Genomic DNA, 22,786 nt, shown 5'->3' with positions numbered 1-22,786 from the left:
GGGTGCCCCGCGCCTACTTCCGTTGCTCCGGCCCGGCTGCGTCCGGATCGGCGGCTTCGTCCGCGTTGCGCGCGATGGCCACCAGCGAGTTCCCCTCACCCAGGTCCATCAGGCGCACCCCCTTCGTCTGCCTGCCGGCCTTGCGCACCTCCTTGGCGGTGGTGCGAATGACCCCGCCCGTGGAGGTGATCGCGTAGAGCTCATCCTCGAGTTCGGCGATGAGCGCTGCCACAAGCCTGCCACGTTTCCGGTCGTGCTGAATGGTCAACACGCCCTTGCCGCCGCGCCCCTGCACGGGGTACTCGTCGATGGGAGTGCGCTTGGCGTAACCACCCTGGGTCGCGACCAGCACGTAACGGTCCTCGCGGACCACGCCCATCGCCAGCAGCTCGTCACCGGAGTTGAACCGCATCCCCAGCACCCCGGAGGTGGCACGCCCCATCGGGCGCAGCACCTCGTCGCTGGCGTTGAAGCGGATGGACTGCCCCTCGGCCGACACCAGCAGCAGGTCGTCCTCCGGCGAACACAGCACCGCGCCGACCAGCTCGTCGCCGTCCTTGAGGTTGACGCCGATCAGACCACCCGAGCGGTTGGAGTCGAAGTCGGTCAGCTTGGACTTCTTGACCAACCCCTTCTTGGTGGCCAGCACCAGGTAGGGCGCCACGGTGTAGTCCTTGATCTGCATCACCTGGGCGATGTGCTCGTCCGGCTGGAAGGCGAGCAGGTTCGCCACGTGCTGACCACGTGCGGTGCGGTTGGCCTCGGGCAGCTCGTAGGCCTTGGCCCGGTAGACCCGCCCCTTGTTCGTGAAGAACAGTATCCAGTCGTGCGTGGAGCACACGAAGAAGTGCGAGACGATGTCGTCCTGCTTCAGCGCCGCGCCCTGCACGCCCTTGCCACCGCGCTTCTGGGCCCGGTAGAGGTCGGTCCTGGTCCGCTTGGCGTAGCCGGTCCGGGTGATGGTGACCACCACGTCCTCGTCCGCGATGAGGTCCTCCATCGAGACCTCGCCCTCGTACGGGACGATCCGGGTGCGCCGCTCCTCGCCGTGCTTGTTAACGATCTCCATCAGCTCGTCGCGCACGATCCGGCGCTGCCGCTCCGGCTTGGCCAGGATGTCGTTGAGATCGGCGATCTGCGCCTCGATCTCGGCCAGCTCGTCGAGCAGCTTCTGCCGTTCCAGCGCGGCCAGCTTGCGCAGCTGCATGTCCAGGATCGCCGTGGCCTGGGCCTCGTCGATCCCCAGCAGTTCGATCAGCCCGCTACGGGCGTCGTCCACGGTCGGCGAGCTGCGGATGAGGTTGACGACCGCGTCCAGCTGGTCCAGCGCCAGCGTCAGTCCGCGCAGGATGTGGGCACGCTGCTCGGCCCTGCGGAGCCGGTACTTGGTGCGCCGCACGATCACGTCGATCTGGTGCCGCACGTAGTAGCGGACCACCTGATCCAGCCGCAGGGTGCGAGGCACGCCATCGACCAGCGCCAGCATGTTGACGCCGAATGTGGTCTGCAGCTGGGTCTGCTTGTAGAGATTGTTGAGCACGACCTTCGGGATCGCGTCCCGCTTGAGCGTGATCACGATGCGCATGCCGCGGCGGCTGTTGGACTCGTCGGCGATGTCGCTGATGCCCGAGATCTTGCCCTCGCGGTGCATCGTGGCGATGTTCTCGATCAGGTTGTCCGGGTTGACCTGGTAGGGCAACTCGGTGACCACCAGCGAGGTGCGCCCCTTCGCGTCCTCCTCCACGTCGACCACCGCGCGCATCCGGATCGAACCGCGGCCCGTGCGGTAGGCCTCGGCGATCGCGTTGGTGCCCATGATCAGGGCGTGGGTCGGGAAATCCGGCCCCTTGATGCGCTCGATCAGCGCTTCGAGCAGTTCGTCGTCGGTGGCCTCGGGGTTATCCAGCGCCCAGACCACGCCGTCGGCGACCTCGCGCAGGTTGTGCGGCGGGATGTTGGTCGCCATCCCCACCGCGATACCGCCACCGCCGTTCACCAGCAGGTTCGGGATACGCGACGGCAGGACGTCCGGCTCCTGGGTCCGGCCGTCGTAGTTGTCCGAGAACTCGACGGTGTCCTCGTCGATCTCGGCCAGCATGCTCATCGCCAGCGGCGCCAGCCGGGACTCGGTGTTGTGGCTGACGAACCCGTTGGTGACGAAGGAGTGGTCGTCACTGTCCACGCGGAGGCTGTAGACCGGCTGTGTCCCGGCTTCGGTGACCGATTCGACCTCGGCGTAGTAGAACCTGCCGTCCGCGAGGGGTTCGACCACGTCGAGGACCTCGGGATTCGTGATCCGGCTCGTGATCTCGCCACGGTCCTGTTCCCAGCGCTCGACGCGGTCGACGTTGTGCCGCCGCAGCCAGTCGCGCTCGGTCCAGCGCTCGGCGCCGTGCTCCCTGACGTAGTCAGCCACGAACGGAACGTGGTCGTGGCTCAGGGCCGTGCTGCGTGCGGGGATGCCTTCGAGGATGCCGGTCAGCTTCCGCTGCTTGGCGTCGTGGAACCCGACGCGGGAGGCGAACAGCCGAGCATCACGGCGATTGGTGACGACGACCTTGTATTCGCCCCCGGCGTACTCGGAGATCCTGGAGACGACCCCGAGCTCGAGCAGCAGCTGTTGGACCTCCCCAGCCAGCCGACGGCTGTAGGTGGAGTAGGAGACCTGCACCGAATCGCGGGGCAGCGCCGAGCAGGAACCGTCCCCGGTGAACAGCCCGACGAGAAAGGCCCGCTTGGCCTCGGTGCCCGCCTGCCACACGAACTCGGGAACCGTCTTGTCCGCGCTTCGCTGCCCGACGAGGTCCGCGAGGGCACTCTCCCGGAACCTCGACATGTCCTGGACGTCGAGCTCGTGGAGCGTGTTGCCGGAAGCGATCTTCCGGGAGGAGACGTATCTCGGCCCGCCGACCACCGCGTCGTACAACTCGACGACGTAGCGGAAGAAGTCCTCGTCCAGATTGTTGAAACCGGCACGGCCCGGTGAGACGAACCCCTCGCTGACGAAGGCCCCCGCCAGCAGTGCCCGTTCCCGTTCCCCGGACAGCGGCTCGGTCGGCGAGGGCTCACTCCGCTGCATGACGACGTGGTCGCCGGGGCCGATCTCCTCCAGCAGTTTCCACAGCAGGGTCGGCACGCCGAGCACCTTCGTCAGGCACAGCACCGGGTGGTTGTGCGTCCCGGTCAGCTCGTAGCCACCCTTGGTCCGCAACCGGAGCGTCGGGTGCTCGCCCGAGTGGAAGAGCTTCTCGGCACGAACCGGATCGCCGGAGCGCCCGAGAACCTTGAGATCGATGTCGTTGTCGCTGTTCGGCCGTGCGTCCGGCACGATGTCGCCTATACGCACCGATGAACCGTCGGCCAGCTTCACCCGGGCATCACCGGTGACGCAGTAACGCATCGCGGCGGCCGGATCGTTGCCGGGCGAGCCGAAGTTGCCCTGGCCGTCGATGAGCACGTTGCGCATGGACCACGGCTGGGCCAGCCGCACCAGGGTGTCGTAGATCGCGGAGTCGCCGTGGGGGTGGTAGTTACCCATCACGTCACCGACCACGCGCGAGCACTTCACGTAGGAGCGGTCGGGGCGGTGTCCGGAGTCGTACATGGAGTACAGCACCCTGCGGTGCACCGGTTTGAGCCCGTCGCGCACATCGGGCAGCGCCCGCGCCACGATGACACTCATGGCGTAGTCGATGTAGGAGTTCTGCATCTCCTGCTGGAGATCGACCGGCTCGACTCGGCCGCCCTCCGGGGGCAAGGTCTCGGTCATACCGTCCTTCTCTTCGCTGTTCTGGCGGTCGCGGTTCGCCCGGTGGCCGGGTCACGGGTCCGGCGCGGCGGGCGATCACGCGGGGTCGTGGGTTCGGCGGGGACGCCGGTCAGACGTCGAGCAGTCGGACGCCCTTGGCGTTCCGGGTGATGAAGGAACGGCGTGCTTCCACGTCCTCGCCCATCAGCACGCTGAACAGCTCGTCGGCCGTGGCCGCGTCGTCCAGGCTCACCTGCATCAGCACCCGGTTCGCGGGATCCATGGTGGTCTCCCAGAGCTCCGGGGCGTTCATCTCGCCGAGGCCCTTGTACCGCTGGATGCCCTCCTCCTTGGGCAGCTTGCGGCCCTGCTCGGCACCCTGCTGCAGCGCGGCGTCCCGCTCCCGGTCGCTGTAGACGTACTGCGGTTCCGAGCGCGGCCACTTGATCTTGTAGAGCGGCGGGCTGGCCAGGTAGACGTGCCCGTTCTCGATCAGCGGCCGCATGAATCGGAACAGCAGGGTGAGCAGCAGCGTGCGGATGTGCTGCCCGTCCACGTCGGCGTCGGCCATCAGCACGATCTTGTTGTAGCGCAGCTTCGACAGGTCGAACTCGTCGTGGATGCCGGTGCCCAGCGCGGTGATGATCGACTGTACCTCGTTGTTCTTGAGGACCTTGTCGATCCGCGACTTCTCCACATTGATGATCTTGCCCCGGATGGGCAGGATCGCCTGGTAGCGGGACTCCCGGCCCTCCTTGGCCGAGCCGCCCGCCGAGTCGCCCTCGACGATGTAGAGCTCGCACTCGTCGGGGTTGTTGGACTGGCAGTCCTTGAGCTTGCCGGGCAGCCCGCCGATGTCCATGGCCGACTTGCGCCGCACCAGGTCCTTGGCCTTGCGGGCGGCGACCCTGGCCTGCGCCGAGGAGACGGCCTTGTTGATGATGGTCTTGGCGTCGGCCGGGTTACGCTCGAACCAGTCGTTGAGCCACTCGAAGGCGGTGGTCTGCACGAAGGACTTGACCTCGGTGTTGCCCAGCTTGGTCTTGGTCTGCCCCTCGAACTGCGGTTCGGAGACCTTGACCGAGATGATCGCCGCGAGCCCTTCGCGGACGTCGTCGCCGGTCAGGCTGCCGTCCTTGTCCTTGAGGAGCTTCTTCTCCTTGGCGTAGGAGTTGACGACCCTGGTCAGCGCCGCGCGGAAGCCCTCCTCGTGGGTGCCGCCCTCGTGGGTGTTGATCGTGTTGGCGAAGGTGTAGACCGACTGGTTGAAGCCGTCGTTCCACTGCATCGCGATCTCGACCTCGTGCCCCTCGCCGGAGGCGCTGAAGCTCACGATCTTCTTGTGGATCGGGTCCTTGGTGTGGTTGATGTGCGCGACGAAGTCCTCCAGGCCACCCGGGTAGTGGAAGACCCGTTCGGACGACCGGGCGGCCTCGCCGGAGGCGTCCTCGCCCGAGGAGTCCTCGGCGGCGGCGCGCTCGTCGCGCAGCACGATGCGCAGCCCCTTGTTGAGGAAGGCCATCTCCTGCAGCCGTCTGGCGACGGTCTCGGCGTCGTAGCGGGTGGTCTCGAAGATCTCCGGGTCGGCCCAGAAGGTGATCGTGGTTCCGGTCTCGCGGGTGGGTTCACCGCGTTCCGGTGGGGCCACCGGTTTGGAGTCCTCGTAGCGCTGCCGCCACACGTACCCCTCGTTGTGGACCTCGGCCTCCAGCACCGTGGACAGCGCGTTGACCACGGAAACGCCGACGCCGTGCAACCCGCCGGATACCGCGTAGCTGTCGCCGCCGAACTTGCCGCCCGCGTGCAGCATCGTCAGCACGACTTCCAACGTGGGTTTCTTCTCGACCGGGTGCTCGTCCACCGGGATACCGCGGCCGTCGTCGGTGACCCGGACGCCGCCGTCGGCGAGCAGGGTGACGGTGACCTCGCTGGCATGGCCTGCCATCGCCTCGTCCACCGAGTTGTCCACAACCTCCCACACCAGGTGGTGCAGGCCGCGCTCACCGGTCGAACCGATGTACATGCCGGGACGCTTGCGGACTGCCTCAAGGCCCTCGAGAACGGTGATGGATGAAGCGTTGTATTCGTTCTTCTTCGCTGTCACGGGCCTCGGAGTCTCCTAGAGCCGAATTGGTTGAGTCTGCCTCCCGCACGGCGGGATCGGCGAAGCCGCCCCGCGGGCCGGGGCCTGGCGGCCCCACCAACGCCCGGTACGCGAACGCCACGACACCGACGAACGAACCGGACCCATAGTCATTCTACTGGTCCGCCACGTCAGAAAGCCGCCAAGGACACCCCTGACTTGCTCACAGAGCGACCGAAACGGATCAGGACACCTTTGAGGGGCGGCGAACCTGACAGGAAGATTCTGACTTGTAGCCTGCCGCCCGGTGCGCGCCGGGGGCCGCGACCGCACGAACCTCACCCGAAAGCGGGACGCATTCGATCGCTCACGACTCGAGGCGCGTTCGGGCACCACTCACCCGTAGGTGTCGCGCGGCCCTCTTCCCGAAATGTGCCGGGGTCCGTGGCGCCAACTGGGGGCGGCCGGGCCGAGGACCTTGATGCGCCGCACCACCCGCTCCCCGAGACCGTCCGAGATCCGTCGCAAGAGCTGCCGCTGCAACAGCCGCAGCTCGGTAGCCCACGCGGTGGACTCCGCACGCAGCGTGAGCACCCCCTCGGCCAACTCCACCGGTTCGCTGTGCGCGGCGATCTCCTCACCGACGAGTTCGCCCCAACGCCCGAACACCTGGCCGCCGGTCAGCCGGTCCGACCACCCCCTGGCGTGCACCATCCGGTGGACCAGCCGCCCGAACTCCTGCGGATCGCGGTCGTCGGCGTCCGGCCCGGACCAGCCCCGGCCGCGCCGGGCACGTCCAGGTTGGCGCCGGTTCCGTTCCCGGGGGCGTCCCCCGGACTTCTCCCGGGCGGCCCGCAACGCCGCGCGAGCCAGGTCCGAACCCCGCGAGTGCTCACCGGCCACCCCAACCGATTCGGGGGTCACCTCCCGGGCATCAGCAGATGTGGTGTCACCCCGGGGCGCCCCGCCCCACGAGTTGTCCACAGCGTCCACAGGTCGCTCCCCAACCGAGGAGGTCTCTCCCCTCTCGGCTCCGGCACCCCCTCCGGGGTGCTCTCCCCGCGGCCGCCGGCCCCGCCGGGAGGAGAGGAACGACTCGTCCTGCCATCCCCCGGACCGGGGACGGGGCTGTCGTCCGAACTCATCCGGCACGCCGCACCTCCCCCTCGCGCACGTCGAACCGGGCCCCCGACAGCTCGGCGGGCACGTCCTCGGCGACGGCGGCGGTGACCAGCACCTGTTCCGCCCCCGCGACCGAGCGGGCCAACCGGGCACGGCGCCGCGCGTCCAGTTCCGCGAAAACGTCGTCCAGGATCAGCACGGGTTCGGCACCATCCTCGGACAGTAAGTGATACGAGGCCAGGCGCAACGCGAGCGCGAACGACCAGGACTCGCCGTGACTGGCGTAGCCCTTGGCCGGGGCCTGCCCCAGCACCAGCTCCAGGTCGTCGCGGTGGGGACCGACCAGCGAGACACCGCGCTCCAGCTCCTGCTGCCTGATCTCGGCCAACCGTGACAGCAGGGTGGACTCGATCGTGACGGGATCGGCTCGCTGCCCGCCCGGCCTGCCGTAGTCTTCCGGGAGCCCCGTCACACTGCCCCGGTACTCCAGTTCGGCCACGCGGCCCGCCGGCCCGTCCACCTCGGAGGTGTCGCCCGCGGCGACCTCGGCGTAGCGGCGGGTGACGTGCGGAACCAGATCGGCGACCAGGTCCAGCCTGCCCGCCAGCAGCTCGGCCCCGTACTTGGCGAGATGGCCGTCCCAGACCTCCAGAGTGCGCAGGTCGGCGGAATCACTCCTCTTCGCCGCGCCCGCCGACTTCAGCAACGCGCTGCGCTGCTTGAGCACCTTCTCGTAGTCGGAGCGCACCCCCGCGTAGCGCGGGGCCCGCGCCACCAGCAGCTCGTCCAGGAAGTCCCGCCGCTGCCCCGGATCACCCCGCACCAGCGCCAGATCCTCCGGCGCGAACAGCACGGTGCGCAGGATGCCGAGGACATCCCGGGGCCTGGTGGCGGAGCCGCGATTGACGCGCGCCCGATTGGCCCGTCCCGGAGCGATCTCCAGTTCGACCAACAGCTCCCTGTCCTCGTTGACCACGGCGGCACGTACCACCGCGCGCTGGGCGCCGTGCCTGATCAGGGGGGCGTCGCCGGCCACCCGGTGCGAGCCGAGGGTCGCCACGTAACCCAGGGCCTCCACGAGGTTCGTCTTGCCCTGACCGTTGGCACCGACCAGCGCCGTCGGCCCGGCTTCCAGCGGAAGATCCACGTGCTGCCAGGACCGGAAATCGGTGAGTTGCAGGTGGCGTACGTACACGACGGTCCTAGGGTGGGAGGAGACAGGAACCGGTCGGTCGGGTGGCGCGCCCCTCCGGGCGTGCCACCCGGACGACTCACTCGTCGCTGGAGCGCACCGCGTGTCCGCCGAACTGGTTGCGCAGCGCGGCCACCGCCTTCATGGCGGGAGAGTCGTCCTGCCTGGAGGCGAACCGGGCGAACAGCGCTGCCGTGATCGCCGGGGTGGGCACGGCGTTGTTGATGGACTCCTCGACGGTCCAGCGCCCCTCGCCGGAATCGGTGACGTAGCCCTCCAGCTGCTCCAGGCCGGGGTCCTGTTCCATGGCGCGGACCAGCAGGTCCAGCAGCCAGGAGCGCACCACGGTGCCGTGGCTCCAGGCCCTGATCGTACCGGGAACGTCGGTGACCAGCTCGGATGCGGCGAGCAGCTCGAATCCCTCGGCGTAGGCCTGCATCAGGCCGTACTCGATGCCGTTGTGCACCATCTTGGCGTAGTGGCCCGCGCCGACCGGGCCCGCGTGCACGAATCCCTTGGAACGCTCACCGGCGGGGCGCAGCGTGTCGAAGATCGGCATGGCCCGCTCCACGTCGGCGGCCTCACCGCCCGCCATCAGGCCGTAGCCGTTCTCGGCACCCCACACCCCGCCGGAGACCCCGACGTCGACGTAGGAGATCCCCGACCCGGCCAGCAACTCCGCGTTCTCCCGGTCGTCGGTGTAGCGCGAGTTGCCCCCCTCGATCACGAGATCGCCCGCTTCCAACAGCCCGGCGAGTTCCCGGATCGTGCTGGCGGTGGGTTCACCGTGGGGAACCATGACCCACACGGTGCGCGGCGCGGTGAGTTCGGCCACCATGGCGGAGATCGAGGACACGTCGGCGACCTGCTGGTCACGGTCGTATCCCACGACCTCGTGGCCGTCGGCGCGCAGCCGTTGGCGCATGTTGTAGCCCATCTTGCCGAGACCGACCAGACCCAGTTGCACCGAAACTCCCTTTCGCACTCCGCTACCCCCGACCGGTGGTGTCCCCACCGCTCGGGATGACAGCAACGCCGTCGCAGCCGACGTCCCACCGCGTTGGGTCGCGCGAACGCCCTGCGCTTTTCAGCCCGGCATCCGAACCGGCATGAGCAGGTACAGATAACCGGGAAGCACCTCGCCGTCCTCACCGGCCGGCTTGATCACGGCAGGGCGGCTGGAAGTCGTGAACAGCATGCGGGCCCGGTCCGCCTTCAACGCGGACAGCCCGTCCTGCAGGTAGCTGGGGTTGAACGCGATCGTGAGCGGTTCGCCCTCGAACTCGACCGGCAGTTCCTCCTCGGCACTGCCCTCGTCGTCGCCGCCCGCCGTCAGCCGCAGCGCGTTCTCGGAGAACTCCAGGCGCACCTGGGTGCCGCGCTCGGCGACCAGGGAGACGCGCTTGATGGCGTCGGTGAGGGTACCGACGTCGACCACGGCGGAGGTGGAGTACTCGTCGGGCAACAGCTTGCGGTAGGGCGGGAACTCGGCGTCGAGCAGCCTCGTCGTGCTCCGGCGCGTGGTGCCGGAGAGGCCGAGCAGCCCGTCGGAGGAGGCCAGCGAGAGTTCCACGGTGGTCCCGGCTCCGCCCAACGTCTTGGCAGACTCGGCCAGGGTCCGGGCCGGGACCAGGACCTCGGTGTCCTCGACCGACTCCGCGGGTTGCCAGGTGAGCTCACGCATGGCGAGCCGGAACCGATCGGTGGCCACCAGGGTGAGCTGGTCGTTGTTGATCTCGATCCGCACCCCGGTGAGCATGGGCAACGTCTCGTCCTTGCCCGCGGCGACGGCCACCTGGGCCACCGCCGCGCTGAACGCGTCCCCCTGCACGGATCCGGCGAGCTCGGGCATCCGGGGCAGCTGGGGATAGTCCTCGACAGGCATCGTGGGCAGGCTGAACCGGGAGCTGCCGCAGGTGATGCTCACCCGGGAACCGTCGACGGTGATCTCGACCGGCCGCTGTGGCAGCGCCTTGGTGATGTCGGCGAGCAACCTGCCGGAGACCAGCGTCCTGCCACCGGTTTCGACCTCGGCGTCCACCCCCACCTGCGCCGAGACCTCGTAGTCGAAGCCGGAGACGGTCAGCTTGCCGTCCTCGGCGTCCAACAGCATCCCGCCCAGCACCGGCACCGGGGGTCGCGAGGGCAGGCTACGAGCGACCCAGGCAACAGCATCGGCGAGACCGTCACGTTCCAGACGGATCTTCATGAGTGTCCTTTCGGTTCCGGTTCCACGGTGCTTCCGCCGTGGAGAGCCAGGTCGAACGGGATGCGGATGTGTGCTGTGTGCACCGCGAACCGAAGCGGGTACGGCGAATCGTGCTGAGAACCCCCACCCAGCGCGGCCATCCCGCGTCGGCTCTCGAGCCCGATGGGTCTCCCACGGTAGAGCGTGCGCTGTGCGCCCATGACGTGGGTCCTGGGTTCGTCGGCCCGACGGATCGGCACTCGCCGAAAAGTTGATCTTCGTTCGGCGCGCTCCTTCTCTTCCTTCCCTTATCTAGAGAAAAACCAATAAGAGAAGCCGTAGTAGGGGCTGTGGATGTTGGGGACAACCCGGATTTTCGCTGCTGAGTGCCCCTCTTCTGCTGTGGATCATCCTGTGGGCAACTTGGGGATGAAAAAGCTTCACTGTGGATCGATTTGTCCACAAGGCGAGTTGTCCACAGTTGGGGAGGTGTTGATCCACAGACGATCCCCAAGATTTTCGCTGGTTGTCCCCAGTCCTTGTGGATACCTTGTGATCGCTCGATCAGGTTGTGGATAAATCTGTGGATGTCCTGTGGGTAACCTGGGGAGCGGCTGTGGGCAAGTCCCGAGGTGTTGTGTACAGCCTGTGGGCGAGTTGGCCGCTGCCCCAGCTCATCCTTGGGGAGGCTCGAAGCTGTGTACAACCCCACTTTCAGGTGACTTTCGTTCGTGGTCGGATGTGGAAATTCACATTTGTGTGATCTTTGTGCACCCCGCTCACGAAACGTGATCAAGGTTGTGTGCGGATCCGTTTGATCAGCTTTGTCCGATTGTTCGGAATGAGGGGTCGGGGAGGTCGAGCCGCTCGGCACGGTGGAGAGAGGTTGAGCCTCCGAGTGGGGCTCCGGTACGTGAGGTCCCGTCGGCCGAGGTGGATGTCGATTTCTCGTGGAACCGCCGTGCCCGCGGCGCCGACGAGTGCCGAGCTCCGGCCATGCCCGCGGGCCGAACCCCGACCACCTCCGCAAGCGGCACCGCCGCGGGTTCTCGCGTGCGGTTCTCGCGAGGACTGCCGGAGACGTCCCGTAGGTCGCCCCGATGTCTCCGGCACCCGCGGTGGGATTCCGCGAGAGGTTCCGCCACGAAACCACCCACGGCAAGAGGGCGAACGGTTAGAGGAACGAGGCCTGCTGCTTGATCCTCGCGGTGAGCTCCTGCACGTGGTCGTAGACCCGGCGCCGCTCTGCCATGGCCTTGCGGATCTTCTTGTCGGCGTGCATCACCGTCGTGTGGTCCCTGCCGCCGAAACTCTGGCCGATCTTGGGCAGTGAGGAGTCGGTGAGCTCCCGGCACAGGTACATGGCGATCTGCCTCGCCTGGGCCAGCGCCTTGGTCTTGCCGGGTCCGCACAGATCGTCCACGGTGACTCCGAAGAACTCGGCGGTCATGGACATGATGGTCTGGGTGCTGATCTCCGGCGGTTGGGCGTCGTCCGGGATCAGGTCGCGCAGCACGATCTCGGCGAGCTGGACGTCCACCGGCTGCTGGTTCAGCGAGGCGAACGCGGTCACCCTGATCAGCGCCCCCTCCAGCTCCCTGATGTTGCGCTCGATGCGTGCCGCGATGAACTCCAGAACCTCGGCGGGGGCGGCCAGCCGGTCCTGCGCCGCCTTCTTGCGCAGGATCGCGATGCGGGTTTCGAGCTCCGGAGGCTGGATGTCGGTGATCAGCCCCCACTCGAACCGCGTCCGCAGCCGGTCCTCCAGCGTGTGCAGGCTCTTCGGCGGGCGATCGGAGGAGACCACGATCTGCTTGTTCGAGTTGTGCAGCGTGTTGAACGTGTGAAAGAACTCCTCCTGCGTCCCCTCCTTGCCCTCGAGGAACTGCACGTCGTCCACGAGCAGCACGTCCACGTCCCGGTAGCGCCGCTGGAAGGCGACCTGGCGGTCGTCGCGCAGCGAGTTGATGAAGTCGTTCGTGAACTCCTCGGTGGAGACGTAACGCACCCGCATTCCGGGGAAGAGCCGCTGGGTGTAGTGCCCGACCGCGTGCAGCAGGTGGGTCTTGCCCAGCCCGGACTCCCCCCAGATGAACAAGGGGTTGTAGGCGCGGGCGGGAGCCTCGGCCCCGGCGACCGCCGCCGCGTGCGCGAACCGGTTGGAGGAGCCGATGACGAAGGTGTCGAAGGTGTACTTGGCGTTCAACCTGGTCTGCGAGGTGGGTGGACCGTTCTTCGGCGCGGTGTAGGGCTGCCCCTGCTGCTGCTCCGGTTTGTTCTCCCCGCCGAAGGTCGGCCAGATCTCGTTGGCCGCCCGCAGGGCCTCCCCTTCCTCGTCCTCTTCGGTTTCGGACTCGCTCTCGACGTCGGCGTGCTGCTCCCCGGCCCGGTACTGCGGGCCGAACGGCAGTGGGGTCATGCCCTGCCACGAGTAGTCCGAACCGCTGCTCACCGGGCGGTGCTGGTCCGGAGGGGCGGCGGGCAGCGCGCCGCCGACCGAACCCGTGTGGGCGGTGTTGCCGAAGTCCTCGGTCTCGTGGGGGGAGCGGGGGCGCTGCCTGCTCTCGCTCGGCCTGCCGTGCCACCCCTCCGCCTCGGATGTGGGGATGTAGCCGCCCGGCCCGTTCGACTGTGGGGCGCCGTACCCGATCTCGTAGGGAAGCTCCGCCTGGCCGGATCGCCCCCGGTCCTCCTCCGCGGGGTCGGGATCGGGCTCCGGTTCGGCCGAGCCGGGGAGTTCCTCGCCGTCCTCCTCCGCCGGTTGTGGTGTGACCGGCCGGGTCGGGGCGGGAACCGCGGTGTCCACCTTCACGGCCAGCGAGATCTCCCTGCCGAGCCTGCGCGACAGCGCGTCGGTTATAGGATCCCGCAGGGCTCGTTCGATGGCCTCTTTCGCGAAGTCGCTGGGGGCCGCGAGCAGTGCGGTCCCGTCCAGGAGCCCGATCGGGCGGGTCACGCGCATCCACGCGCGCTGCTGGGGTGAGAGCGTTCCCGAGGACAGCTCGTGCACCACCTCGTCCCAGACCCTACCGAGATCGGCTTGGTGGTCGGACACCGCTGAGCTCCCCCTCCCCTCGTTCGCCGTGAGACCCCGGAACCCCCGGCGGTTGGTTCTCGCGCTCCGCGTGGCCGGTTCCGAGTCGAATGACCTGTGCACGCCAAGGCGGAACCGAAGTATCCACAGAGTTGTCCACAGCTCTGCCGAAGGTACGACAGAGCCGGACGGGGGTGGTTCTCGGGGGCACTCGATTCACCCGGTCGGCCGATTCACCCGGTCGGCGCCCCGAGGACGGCCTCGATCGAAGAGGTGACCCCGCGCGCTACCCTGAGACGAGGCTCGCTTCACGGCTGAGCGGCACCCCGGCTGCGCGCTCCGCCGCGCCGGTAAGTACCCTCGTTGGGTCTCCCGCTGTAACGCGGGCGTTCGACGGTTGTGTCGTCAGCACTCCGACGCGGCACTCAACCTGGTTCGTCCGCACGGGATCGTGCGCGCACACCGGCGCGTGCGTCTGTCGCGGACGGATCGTTCCTCCGCTGCTTCCGTTTTCCAGTGCGGGGACACTTGACCGAGCCACAGCGGCCATCTTGTGCCTTGTAAGGCGCATGGTTGGCCTGTAGTAACCGGGAGAGCCGACCGTGAGCAAGGGCAAGCGCACCTACCAGCCGAACAACCGCAAGCGGGCCAGGACCCACGGTTTCCGGCAGCGGATGCACACCAGGGCCGGCCGTGCCATCGTGGCCGCTCGGCGCCGCAGGGGCCGTAAGCGTCTGACCGTCTGATCGGGTCGGGCCGTGCTTCCAGCGGCAGCGCGGCTCAGGCGCAGCCAGGACTTCACCCGGGTCGTACGTCGTGGACGTCGGGCCGGCAGGCCACGTCTGGTGCTACACGCACTGACTCCCGAGGGGGAAACCTCCGGGACGGCCATGAGGTCGTCGGCTGCCATCAGTGCCGTCGCGGAACCGGACGACCAGAACACGCGCGGGAAATCCGACAGCTCGCCCACCCTGGATGCGCGGGAGCGGACCAGGGTGGGTTTCGTCGTGAGCAAGGCCGTGGGCAACGCGGTGGTCCGGCACCGGGTGGCACGGCAGTTGCGACACCTGATGCGCGACCGCCTCCCGGCGCTGCCCCCTGGCACAATGGTGGTGATACGAGCGTTGCCGCCCGCCGCGGCGGCCACCAGTGCCGAACTCGGCCGGGACATCGACAAGGCGGCCCGGAAGCTGCGTCTGCCGGTCCCGGGTGACCTCGCCGGTGGTGGCGACCACTCCCCCACGGATCCCGCGTGATGGCAGAGCAAGACTCCGGTTCGCCCGAGGACTCGGCAGCGGTTCCCACGACCCGCCCGGGGCCGGTCGCCTGGCTGCTGTCGCTGCCCGTTCACGCCTACCGCAGGGTCATCTCCCCGCTGCTTCCGCCCACCTGCCGGTTCTATCCGAGTTGCAGCGCCTACGCCGTGGAGGCGCTGCGGGTCCACGGGGCGATCAGGGGTGGCTGGCTGGCCGTGTGGCGGTTGTTGCGTTGTGGTCCCTGGCACCCGGGTGGGATCGATCCGGTGCCGCCCCGGAAGGCCCCGAAACAGCGTGATGCACGTCGCGCCGCAGAGCGTTCCACCGGCGAGGAGTAGCCCCAAGTGCTGGACTTCATCAACTACCCGGTCTCGGCCATCCTGCTGTTCTGGCACACCGTCTTCGGCGCGCTGCTCGAACCGGACAGTGGTTACGCCTGGGCGCTCTCCGTGGTCTTCCTGGTGTTCACGCTGCGGGCGCTGCTGTTCAAGCCCTTCGTGCACCAGGTGCGCTCCATGCGCAAGATGCAGGAAGTGGCGCCCCACATCCAGCGGTTGCAGCGGGAGTACTCCGACGATCCGCAGCGCCTGACCGCCGAGATGCGCAAGCTGCAGTCCGAGCAGGGGTTCAACCCGCTCGGCGGCTGCCTGCCCGTTCTCGTGCAGGTTCCGGTGTTCATCGGGCTGTTCCGCGTGCTCAACGGTTTCCAGCCGGGTGAGACGAGCAACTACTTCTTCGGCGAGGAGGGGGTGCGTTCCTTCCTCGACGCTCATCTGTTCGGGGCCAGCCTGTCCGGTACGATCACCGCTCCGGCCGAGGAGCTGGCCTCGTTCGGGACCGACCGGAGCTCCATGCTCCTGGTCGGGGTGCCGCTGATGCTCGTCGCGGCGGTAGCGACGCACTTCACCACGCGCCACTCGATAGCCCGGCAGCGCGGTGAGGGGAACTCCTCGGTGGGGTCGCCGAACCAGCAGGCGATGATGAACCGGATCATGTTGTGGATACTGCCGATGTTCGCGGTGATCGCCGGGCCCTTCCTGCCGCTGGCGATCCTGCTGTACTGGTTGGCGAACAACTTCTGGACCCTGGGACAGCAGCGTATCGTGTTTCGACGCATCGACCTGGAGGAAGCACAGCGGCAGCAGACGCGTGAAGCGGCGCCCGCGGTGGTCGACTCCTCGACAGTCGAGCGGGAGGACGTCCCCGATCGGCCGAAAGGCGACGAGCGAGCCGAATCGCCCGGAATACCGGAAGACCGTTCCAGCGAAGCGGACGGGCCGGACGAGCGCCGGTGAGTCCGTACGCACCTCCAGAGAGGAGACACGCAGTGTCCGATACCGTGCAGGAGGCCGGCCAGGACGAGCAGTCCGTGGCAGCGGGTGGTGCCGAGCAGGCCGCTGATCAGGACAGCGGCTCGATGGCCAGGAGCGAAGCCGATCTGGTGCGTGAAGGCGATATCGCCGGTGACTACCTGGAACGGCTGTTGGACCTGCTCGACTACGACGGTGACATCGATCTGGATGTGGAGTCGGGCCGGGCCGTGGTGAGCGTGGACGGTGGCAAGGATCTCGAGAAGCTCGTCGGTTCGCAGGGCGAGGTCCTCGAAGCGGTGCAGGAGCTCACCCGGCTGGCCGTGCAGCAGGAGACCGGGGTGCGCAGCAGGCTGATGCTGGACATCGCGGGCTGGCGCGCGAACCGGCGCAACGAGCTCAGCGACCTCGGGCGCCGGACGGCGGAGAAGGTCGCCAGTACCGGCAAGACCCAGCGGCTGCGCCCGATGAGTCCCTTCGAGCGCAAGGTGGTCCACGACGCGGTCGCGACCGTCTCGGGAGTCACCAGTGAAGGCGAGGGGGAACCGCCGAGCAGGCGTGTGATCGTTTACCGGGTCGGGTGAGTGTTCGGCGTGTAGCTCTTCCGCTCCGCTCGGTCGTTGCGATGCTGCCCCTGTGATCTCGCGTCACAGGGGCAGTGTTGTGTCCGGGGAGGTTCGGTCGTGCTTCGGTCGAGAGGTGCGCCGCCGGGGTGGATCGCGCGCTGGAACCGGCGGGGTGTTTCACGTGAAACCGCCCTGTGGGCGGGAGCCACGGTGCGCTGTTCACTCCGGTTCGATGGGTGAGGGGTGCCACGCGGCGACTGCCGAGACAGTAAATGAATATTATTCATTTTTGGTGGCCGGTTGGGTTCGTGTTCGCCTTCGAGCCGTGTTTCACGTGAAACGACACTATGATGAACGGGATCGCAACCGGGGTGTCGAAGAGGCGGACTGTTGGATGATGAGAGACCGGTCGGGCCCTTCCCGGCCGACGACGATACGGGTGAAGCCGCACAAGGGGCGGAGTGGATGTCACCGGAGCGGATGATTTTCGGTGATCGGGCGTCACTGGTGAGGGAGTTCGCGGAACGCCTCTTGACGGATGGCGTGCGACGTGGCTTGATCGGTCCTCGGGAGGGAGACCGGCTCTGGGAGCGCCACATTTACAACTCGGCCGTGCTGCACGAGTTGCTGCCACGAGAGGCCACGGTGGTGGATGTCGGCTCCGGAGCGGGGCTGCCCGGTATACCGCTCGCGATCGCTCGTCCGGATCTGGCCGTCACACTGCTGGAACCGATGGCGCGTCGGGTCGCGTGGCTGGAGGAACTGACGGATGATCTGGAACTGTCCGTGACGGTGGTGCGGGGACGAGCGGAGGACAAGGCCGTCCGCACCCGGCTGCACGATCAGGATTTCGTCGTGGCTCGGGCGGTGAGTTCGTTGGAGCGGCTCGCCGAATGGTGTCTACCGCTGCTACGTCCCGGTGGATGGCTGCTCGCGCAGAAAGGAGCCAGTGCGGTCGAGGAGCTGGAGCGCGATCGTGCCGCGATCGTTCGTCGTGGTGGTGACTCGGCCGAGGTACGTGATTGTGGAGCGGATGTGCTGGAGACTCCGGCCAACGTCGTCGTGGTGCGGCGTTCGGCGTCCACCTCGCGTTCCGTCGGCTCCGGGAAGCGAGCTCGCGGGGGGCGGACACGTCGGCCGGACAACCGGCGGAGCAGAAAGGAACGGTGACGGTGAGCCCGGAATCGAACCAGACCGATGATGTTTCACGTGAAACCAGGAGTCGTTCCGTGGGTGGGATGCGCTTCCCTGCTGTGGCGGGAGACGGCGCACAGGCCGAGGAAGCCGGTTCCGAACGGATCGGCTGGACTCCCCTGCCGGAGGAGGCCAAGCGGTCCACCACGACCTCACCGGCGGGGGTGGCTCGGCTGCCCCGCCCCGACCAACGCAGGATCATGACCGTCGCCAACCAGAAGGGCGGCGTGGGCAAGACGACCAGCACGGTGAACCTCGCCACCGCGCTGGCGGTACAGGGACTGCGGGTGCTGGTCATCGATCTCGACCCGCAGGGCAACGCCAGTACCGCGCTCGGGGTCGATCACCAGTCGGGTGTGCCTTCGGTCTACCAGCTCCTGCTCGGTGAGATCGGGGTCGCGGAGGCCGCGGCCACCAGTACGCAGTCGGAGAACCTGAGCTGCGTGCCCGCCACGGTCGACCTGGCGGGCGCCGAGGTCGAGCTCGTCAGCATGGTCGCCCGCGAGGCGCGGCTGCGTGAGGCGCTGCGCCCGGCCGTGCTCGACGAGCTGGACTACGACTACGTGTTCATCGACTGCCCTCCCTCGCTCGGGTTGCTCACGGTGAACGCGCTCGTCGGGGCGCACGAGGTGGTGATCCCGATCCAGTGCGAGTACTACGCGCTGGAAGGCCTGAGCCAACTGATCAACAACATCGAACTGGTGCAGTCCTACCTCAACCCCGGGCTCAACGTCTCCACCGTGCTGTTGACCATGTACGACGGCCGAACCAAGCTCGCCGAACAGGTCGCCCAGGAAGTGCGCGGCTACTTCGGTGAGCGGGCGTTGCGCACCGTCATCCCCAGAAGCGTCAAGATTTCCGAGGCTCCCGGCTTCGGGCAGACCGTGCTGAGTTACGACCCCGGCTCGCGGGGTTCCATGAGTTACCTGGACGCTGCTCGTGAGATCGCCGAGCGCGGTGCGGAGAGGAAGACGTCATGACCGAGCGTCGTGGTGGTTTGGGCCGGGGTCTGGCCGCACTCATCCCCAGTGCCCCGGAGGACGAGCCGGCGGCGCGGAGTATGAGTGATTCCGACACGGTGACGATTTCTGAAGGGACGGACACGGACACCGCTCCCCCGGTCGCCGTCGCCGCTACGGAGCCGGCGGTTTCACGTGAAACGAGCGAGGGAGTCGCCGGTGCCGTCTACCGCGAGGTCGACATCTCGGCGATAACGCCCAACCCGCGGCAGCCGCGCCAGGTGTTCGATGAGGACGCGCTCGCCGAGTTGGAACACTCCATCAAGGAGTTCGGCTTGATGCAGCCCATCGTGGTGCGTCAGCTCGAGGACGGTCGGCACTACGAGCTCATCATGGGTGAGCGGCGCTGGCGAGCGGCGCAACAGGCCGGCCTCGCCACGCTGCCCGCCATCGTCCGGCAGACCAAGGACGACGCGCTGCTGCGGGACGCACTGCTGGAGAATATCCACCGGGTGCAGCTCAACCCGTTGGAAGAGGCTTCGGCCTACCAGCAGTTGTTGGAGGAGTTCGAAGTCACCCACGACGAGCTCGCCGATCGGATCGGGCGCAGCAGGCCGGTCATCACCAACACGATTCGTCTGCTCCGGTTGCCGTTGCCCGTGCAACGTCGGGTGGCGGCGGGAGTGCTCGCTGCCGGGCACGCGCGGGCACTGCTCAGCCTGGACGACGCGCAGGCGCAGGAGGAGGTCGCCACCCGTATCGTCGCCGAAGGGCTCTCCGTGCGAGCGGCTGAGGAGCAGGTAACGCTCAAGAAGCGGGAAGCACCGGAAAAGCCCAAACCCAAGCAGCGTTCCAAGATGGAGCTCCCCGGTGCGGAGGAACTTCAGGAGCGTCTCTCGGACTGGCTGGACACCAAGGTCAAGATCGAGTCCGGCCAGCGGAAGGGACGCATAGTCGTGGAGTTCGGCTCCTCGGACGATCTACGACGACTCACCGAACTTCTGTTGGGGGATTGATTGTCGGCGGCTCGGTTTGCTTGGCGGTGTGGGTGGCGGAACCTCTCGCACGGCTCTCGCTGCGGGTCCGGCGACATCGGGTAGCGACCTACACAACGTCTCCGGCGTCCTCGCGGGAGCCGCACGAGAGAACCCGCGACGGCGCCGACTGCGAGGATGCCGGAGCGGCGATTTCGTGAGAAATCGACGCTGCCCGAGGCGCATGGTGACGACTGTGATTCGCCGTGGCGGTTTCGGCTCGCTGGTCGAAGGCGTCGCACAGCGGGGCAGTGCGACCACTGCCCCGGCACGCTCCAGCGGTGAGTTGAATCAAAGGCCGTTGGGTGCGGTATTATTCCGTCACGGTGACGTTCTGTTCCGGATGGTGTTTTCCGGAGGAGTGCCAGCTCGAGCCTCGCGCCGCGTTTCACGTGAAACGCGGCGAAGTCGATACCATTAGCTTCGCCGTTCGATCGCACGTTCGACCAGCCCGTCGAAGACCTCTCCGAGTCCCCGCCCGTCCGCTTCGATCGCCATCGGCAACAGCGACGTCGCGGTCAGTCCCGGTGAGACGTTCACCTCCAGGAAGTGAACCTCGCCGGAGGCGTCCACGATCGCGTCCGTGCGGGAGATGTCCCGCAATCCCAGCAGCCGGTGCGCGGAGATCGCCAGCTCCGAGGCCCGCCGGGCCACGTCCTCGGGGAGTTCGGCGGGGGCCTGGTAGCTCGTCAGCCCCGCCGTGTAACGCGCCGTGTAGTCGAAGATCCCCCGCGAGGGCTCGATCCGTACCGCCGGCAGCGCGTGCGGGCCGTCGGAATCCTCCAACACGCCGATCGCTATCTCGGTCCCCTCCACCAGCTTCTCGACCTGGACGGTGTCCCCATAGGAGAACGCCCCCATCATCGCGGAGGGCAGTTCCGAGGGGTCCCGGACCACGCGCGCCCCCAGAGCGGAACCGCCCTGGACCGGCTTGAGCATCAGCGGGAGGCCGAGCTTGTCCACCAGAGAGTCCAGCACCGGGTGGGCACCGAGCTCGCGGAAGGTGGACTGCGGCAGCACCATCCATTCCGGAGTCGTCAACCCGGCCCGGGCGAGCTCGGCCTTGGCTGTCGGCTTGTCCCACGCTCGGCGGCAGGCCCTCGGGTCGGTGCCCACGTAGGGGATGTCGAGCAATTCCAAAATGGACTGAATCGCTCCGTTCTCCCCCTCACCGCCGTGTAACGCGACCAGCACGGCCTCCGGACGCTCGACGTTCAGCCGGTGGAGCAGTTCGTGGTCGGCGTCCAGCTCGGTCACGGTGAGCCCGGCGGAGCGCAGCGCCGCGGAAAGTCTGCGGCCGGAGCGCAGCGAGACGTCGCGCTCGTGCGACAGTCCTCCGGAAAGTACGGCAACCCAGCGATCGCTCAAGTGGACTCCTGCATGACGAAGTCCGTCACACCGAGCAGCGTGTGACGGACTTACCGAACCAGTACGAAAAAACCTACCCGTGCGGCCCCGCACGCTCCGAAGGCAGGGCGGAGCGCCGGCCCGGACGGTCCCGGCGAGTTCTCTTCCACCCGCCGAAGCGGGCCCCGGCCCGCGCGGCCGCTCAGGCGGTGTCCGGCGAGGGGGTCTGCGGTCCGGACAGCTCGCGGCCGCCCCTCGACCCGAAGGTGCGCAGCAGGTCCAGTTCCTCGTTGAGCGTGTTGGCCAGCCTGCGCACGCCCTCGTGGATGCGTTCCGGCGTCGGGTAGCAGAAGGAGAGCCGCATCTGCCTGGTGCCCAGCCCGTCCCGGTAGAAACCGGTTCCGGAGGCGTAGGCCACCCGTTGGGTGACCGCGCGCGGCAGCATCGCCTTGGTGTCCACCCCTTCGGGGGCGGTGAACCACACGAAGAAGCCGCCCTCGGGCCGGGTCCAGTCGCACCCGGCGGGCATGTGTTGCTCCAGGGCGCTGAGCATCGCGTCCCTGCGTTCCCGGTACTGTTCGCGGAAGCTCTTGATCTGCCCGAGCCAGTCGTGCGTGCTCAGGTAGCGCGAGACGATCATCTGGTTCAGCGTCGGCGGGCACAGCGTCGCCGACTCGGCCGCGAGCACGAGCTTCTCGCGGACGGCGTGCGGTGCCAACACCCAGCCGACCCGCAGCCCGGAGGCGAAGGTCTTGGAGAACGACCCCAGGTACACCACGTTGTCGGGGTCCAGCGAGCGCAGCGAGGAATAGGTCCGGCCCTCGAAGCCGAGCAGTCCGTAGGGGTTGTCCTCCAGTACCAGGATGCCGTGCCGAGCGCAGATCTCCAGGATCTCCGGGCGGCGCTCCTCGGACAGCGTGACACCGGCCGGGTTGTGGAAGTTCGGGATCGTGTAGAGGAACTTGATGGTCCGGCCCTGCCCGTGCACCTCCTCGATCGCGCCGCGCAGCGCGTCGGGGTGCAGGCCGTGCTCGTCCATGGCCACGTGCACCACGTCGGCCTGGTAGGTGGAGAACGCGCCCATGGCCCCCACGTAGGAGGGTCCCTCGGCCAGCACCACGTCACCGGGGTCGGTGAAGATCCTGGTGACCAGGTCCAGGGCCATCTGCGACCCCACGGTGACCATCACGTCGTCCGGGTGGGCCGAGATGCCCTCCAGCGCCATGATCTCGCAGATCTGCTCGCGAAGCTCCGGCACGCCGTGCGCCGAACCGTACTGCAGCGCCGTCTGCCCCTGCTCGGTGACCAGCCGGGCCACTTCCTCGGACAACGACTCCAGCGGAAGCGCGGCCAGGTTGGGCATTCCGCCCGCCAGCGAAACCACTTCCGGCCTGCTGGCCACCGCGAAGAGCGCTCTGATCTCCGAAGCCGTCATCCCCGCTGTGCGCTCGGCATACCGTGCGGAGTGAGTGTCGAGGTTGCCCATCGCCGCCCCTGTGGCCGGAACCGGCGTGCCGGTCTTCTCCGGATCGGGGCTCTCGTTCGGCTGGTTCGAGTGATCGGACATTGCGCGCTCCAGGGTCGGTGGTGCGCCGTGTGATCGGCACCGGTCGCGCCGGGACTTCGGACCGGATTTGATCCGGCGATTCTAACCGGTACATCGTGTGAGGTTCTCGGTTGTGTAACGTCCGCCTCGTACAATCGTCGCCGACAGTGAGCGAAATCACTACTCGTGTCGAGTGGTGTGACCCCG

The 22,786-nt window shown here is 67.8% G+C and carries 17 protein-coding genes; 8 read left to right on the top strand and 9 right to left on the bottom strand.

The window, feature by feature from the left end; genetic code table 11:
• Window positions 1-13: 13 nt before the first annotated feature.
• The 7 genes from gyrA to dnaA all read right to left on the bottom strand — a co-directional run bounded on the left by gyrA (window position 14) and on the right by dnaA (window position 13,388).
• On the bottom strand, window positions 14-3,769 hold the full coding sequence (gene gyrA / locus BLQ75_RS13840) for an intein-containing DNA gyrase subunit A (protein WP_092602341.1): 3,756 nt from the start codon (window positions 3,767-3,769) through the stop codon (window positions 14-16).
• 109 nt (window positions 3,770-3,878) lie between these two features.
• A complete protein-coding gene (gene gyrB, locus BLQ75_RS13835; protein WP_092602339.1) occupies window positions 3,879-5,852 on the bottom strand; it encodes a DNA topoisomerase (ATP-hydrolyzing) subunit B in 1,974 nt (657 codons plus the stop codon).
• A gap of 375 nt (window positions 5,853-6,227) precedes the next feature.
• Window positions 6,228-6,815, bottom strand: coding sequence for a DciA family protein (locus BLQ75_RS13830; protein ID WP_425286458.1), 588 nt, complete (start codon window positions 6,813-6,815; stop codon window positions 6,228-6,230).
• 157 nt (window positions 6,816-6,972) lie between these two features.
• Window positions 6,973-8,148 carry a DNA replication/repair protein RecF gene (gene recF, locus BLQ75_RS13825; protein WP_092602335.1) on the bottom strand — a complete coding sequence of 392 codons (1,176 nt, stop codon included), beginning with the start codon at window positions 8,146-8,148 and terminating at the stop codon, window positions 6,973-6,975.
• Between the two features lie 76 nt (window positions 8,149-8,224).
• Window positions 8,225-9,082: a phosphogluconate dehydrogenase (NAD(+)-dependent, decarboxylating) gene (gnd, locus tag BLQ75_RS13820; protein ID WP_425286457.1), complete on the bottom strand. Its 858-nt coding sequence runs from the start codon at window positions 9,080-9,082 to the stop codon at window positions 8,225-8,227.
• Between the two features lie 150 nt (window positions 9,083-9,232).
• Window positions 9,233-10,354 carry a DNA polymerase III subunit beta gene (dnaN, locus tag BLQ75_RS13815; protein ID WP_043569617.1) on the bottom strand — a complete coding sequence of 374 codons (1,122 nt, stop codon included), beginning with the start codon at window positions 10,352-10,354 and terminating at the stop codon, window positions 9,233-9,235.
• Window positions 10,355-11,507: 1,153 nt separating this feature from the next.
• Window positions 11,508-13,388, bottom strand: coding sequence for a chromosomal replication initiator protein DnaA (dnaA, locus tag BLQ75_RS13805; RefSeq protein ID WP_092602329.1), 1,881 nt, complete (start codon window positions 13,386-13,388; stop codon window positions 11,508-11,510).
• A gap of 581 nt (window positions 13,389-13,969) precedes the next feature.
• Between dnaA and rpmH the strand changes: the two genes are divergently transcribed.
• From rpmH to BLQ75_RS13765, 8 genes are all read left to right on the top strand, one after another.
• Window positions 13,970-14,113: a 50S ribosomal protein L34 gene (gene rpmH, locus BLQ75_RS13800; RefSeq protein WP_043569620.1), complete on the top strand. Its 144-nt coding sequence runs from the start codon at window positions 13,970-13,972 to the stop codon at window positions 14,111-14,113.
• A gap of 12 nt (window positions 14,114-14,125) precedes the next feature.
• Window positions 14,126-14,623: a ribonuclease P protein component gene (gene rnpA, locus BLQ75_RS13795; RefSeq protein ID WP_092602327.1), complete on the top strand. Its 498-nt coding sequence runs from the start codon at window positions 14,126-14,128 to the stop codon at window positions 14,621-14,623.
• On the top strand, window positions 14,623-14,961 hold the full coding sequence (yidD, locus tag BLQ75_RS13790) for a membrane protein insertion efficiency factor YidD (protein ID WP_092602325.1): 339 nt from the start codon (window positions 14,623-14,625) through the stop codon (window positions 14,959-14,961). The genes rnpA and yidD overlap by 1 nt, the downstream gene beginning before the upstream one ends.
• A gap of 6 nt (window positions 14,962-14,967) precedes the next feature.
• Window positions 14,968-15,918, top strand: coding sequence for a membrane protein insertase YidC (gene yidC / locus BLQ75_RS13785; protein WP_092602323.1), 951 nt, complete (start codon window positions 14,968-14,970; stop codon window positions 15,916-15,918).
• A gap of 32 nt (window positions 15,919-15,950) precedes the next feature.
• A complete protein-coding gene (locus tag BLQ75_RS13780) occupies window positions 15,951-16,517 on the top strand; it encodes a Jag family protein (protein ID WP_092602321.1) in 567 nt (188 codons plus the stop codon).
• A 447-nt stretch (window positions 16,518-16,964) separates the two neighbouring features.
• Window positions 16,965-17,669, top strand: coding sequence for a 16S rRNA (guanine(527)-N(7))-methyltransferase RsmG (rsmG, locus tag BLQ75_RS13775; protein ID WP_092602319.1), 705 nt, complete (start codon window positions 16,965-16,967; stop codon window positions 17,667-17,669).
• Window positions 17,670-17,737: 68 nt separating this feature from the next.
• Window positions 17,738-18,673 (top strand): AAA family ATPase, encoded by a 936-nt coding sequence (locus BLQ75_RS13770; protein WP_092602471.1) that lies wholly within the window; start codon window positions 17,738-17,740, stop codon window positions 18,671-18,673.
• Window positions 18,670-19,668 (top strand): ParB/RepB/Spo0J family partition protein, encoded by a 999-nt coding sequence (locus BLQ75_RS13765; RefSeq protein ID WP_092602317.1) that lies wholly within the window; start codon window positions 18,670-18,672, stop codon window positions 19,666-19,668. Before BLQ75_RS13770 ends, BLQ75_RS13765 begins: the two co-directional genes overlap by 4 nt.
• 435 nt (window positions 19,669-20,103) lie before the next feature.
• Here BLQ75_RS13765 and BLQ75_RS13760 read toward each other — a convergent pair whose 3' ends face one another.
• Window positions 20,104-21,054: a D-alanine--D-alanine ligase family protein gene (locus BLQ75_RS13760; protein WP_092602315.1), complete on the bottom strand. Its 951-nt coding sequence runs from the start codon at window positions 21,052-21,054 to the stop codon at window positions 20,104-20,106.
• Window positions 21,055-21,235: 181 nt separating this feature from the next.
• The gene (locus BLQ75_RS13755; protein WP_092602313.1) at window positions 21,236-22,600 is read right to left on the bottom strand and encodes an aminotransferase-like domain-containing protein; all 1,365 of its coding nucleotides are present in this window, start codon (window positions 22,598-22,600) and stop codon (window positions 21,236-21,238) included.
• Window positions 22,601-22,786 lie beyond the last annotated feature (186 nt).

Source organism: Actinopolyspora xinjiangensis, assembly GCF_900104475.1.
Taxonomy (GTDB): Bacteria; Actinomycetota; Actinomycetes; order Mycobacteriales; family Pseudonocardiaceae; genus Actinopolyspora; species Actinopolyspora xinjiangensis.
The sequence above is the reverse complement of the archived record's forward strand: the minus strand, read 5'-3'. Positions and strand labels throughout refer to the sequence as shown.

Bases quoted from the DNA above. Each gene is read 5' to 3' on its own strand.
- gyrA (WP_092602341.1), bottom strand. From the start codon at position 3,769: ATGACCGAGACCTTGCCCCCGGAGGGCGGCCGAGTCGAGCCGGTCGAT.
- gnd (WP_425286457.1), bottom strand. From the start codon at position 9,082: ATGGGCTACAACATGCGCCAACGGCTGCGCGCCGACGGCCACGAGGTC.
- dnaN (WP_043569617.1), bottom strand. From the start codon at position 10,354: ATGAAGATCCGTCTGGAACGTGACGGTCTCGCCGATGCTGTTGCCTGG.
- yidD (WP_092602325.1), top strand. From the start codon at position 14,623: ATGGCAGAGCAAGACTCCGGTTCGCCCGAGGACTCGGCAGCGGTTCCC.
- rsmG (WP_092602319.1), top strand. From the start codon at position 16,965: ATGTCACCGGAGCGGATGATTTTCGGTGATCGGGCGTCACTGGTGAGG.
- BLQ75_RS13770 (WP_092602471.1), top strand. From the start codon at position 17,738: ATGCGCTTCCCTGCTGTGGCGGGAGACGGCGCACAGGCCGAGGAAGCC.
- BLQ75_RS13765 (WP_092602317.1), top strand. From the start codon at position 18,670: ATGACCGAGCGTCGTGGTGGTTTGGGCCGGGGTCTGGCCGCACTCATC.
- BLQ75_RS13755 (WP_092602313.1), bottom strand. From the start codon at position 22,600: ATGTCCGATCACTCGAACCAGCCGAACGAGAGCCCCGATCCGGAGAAG.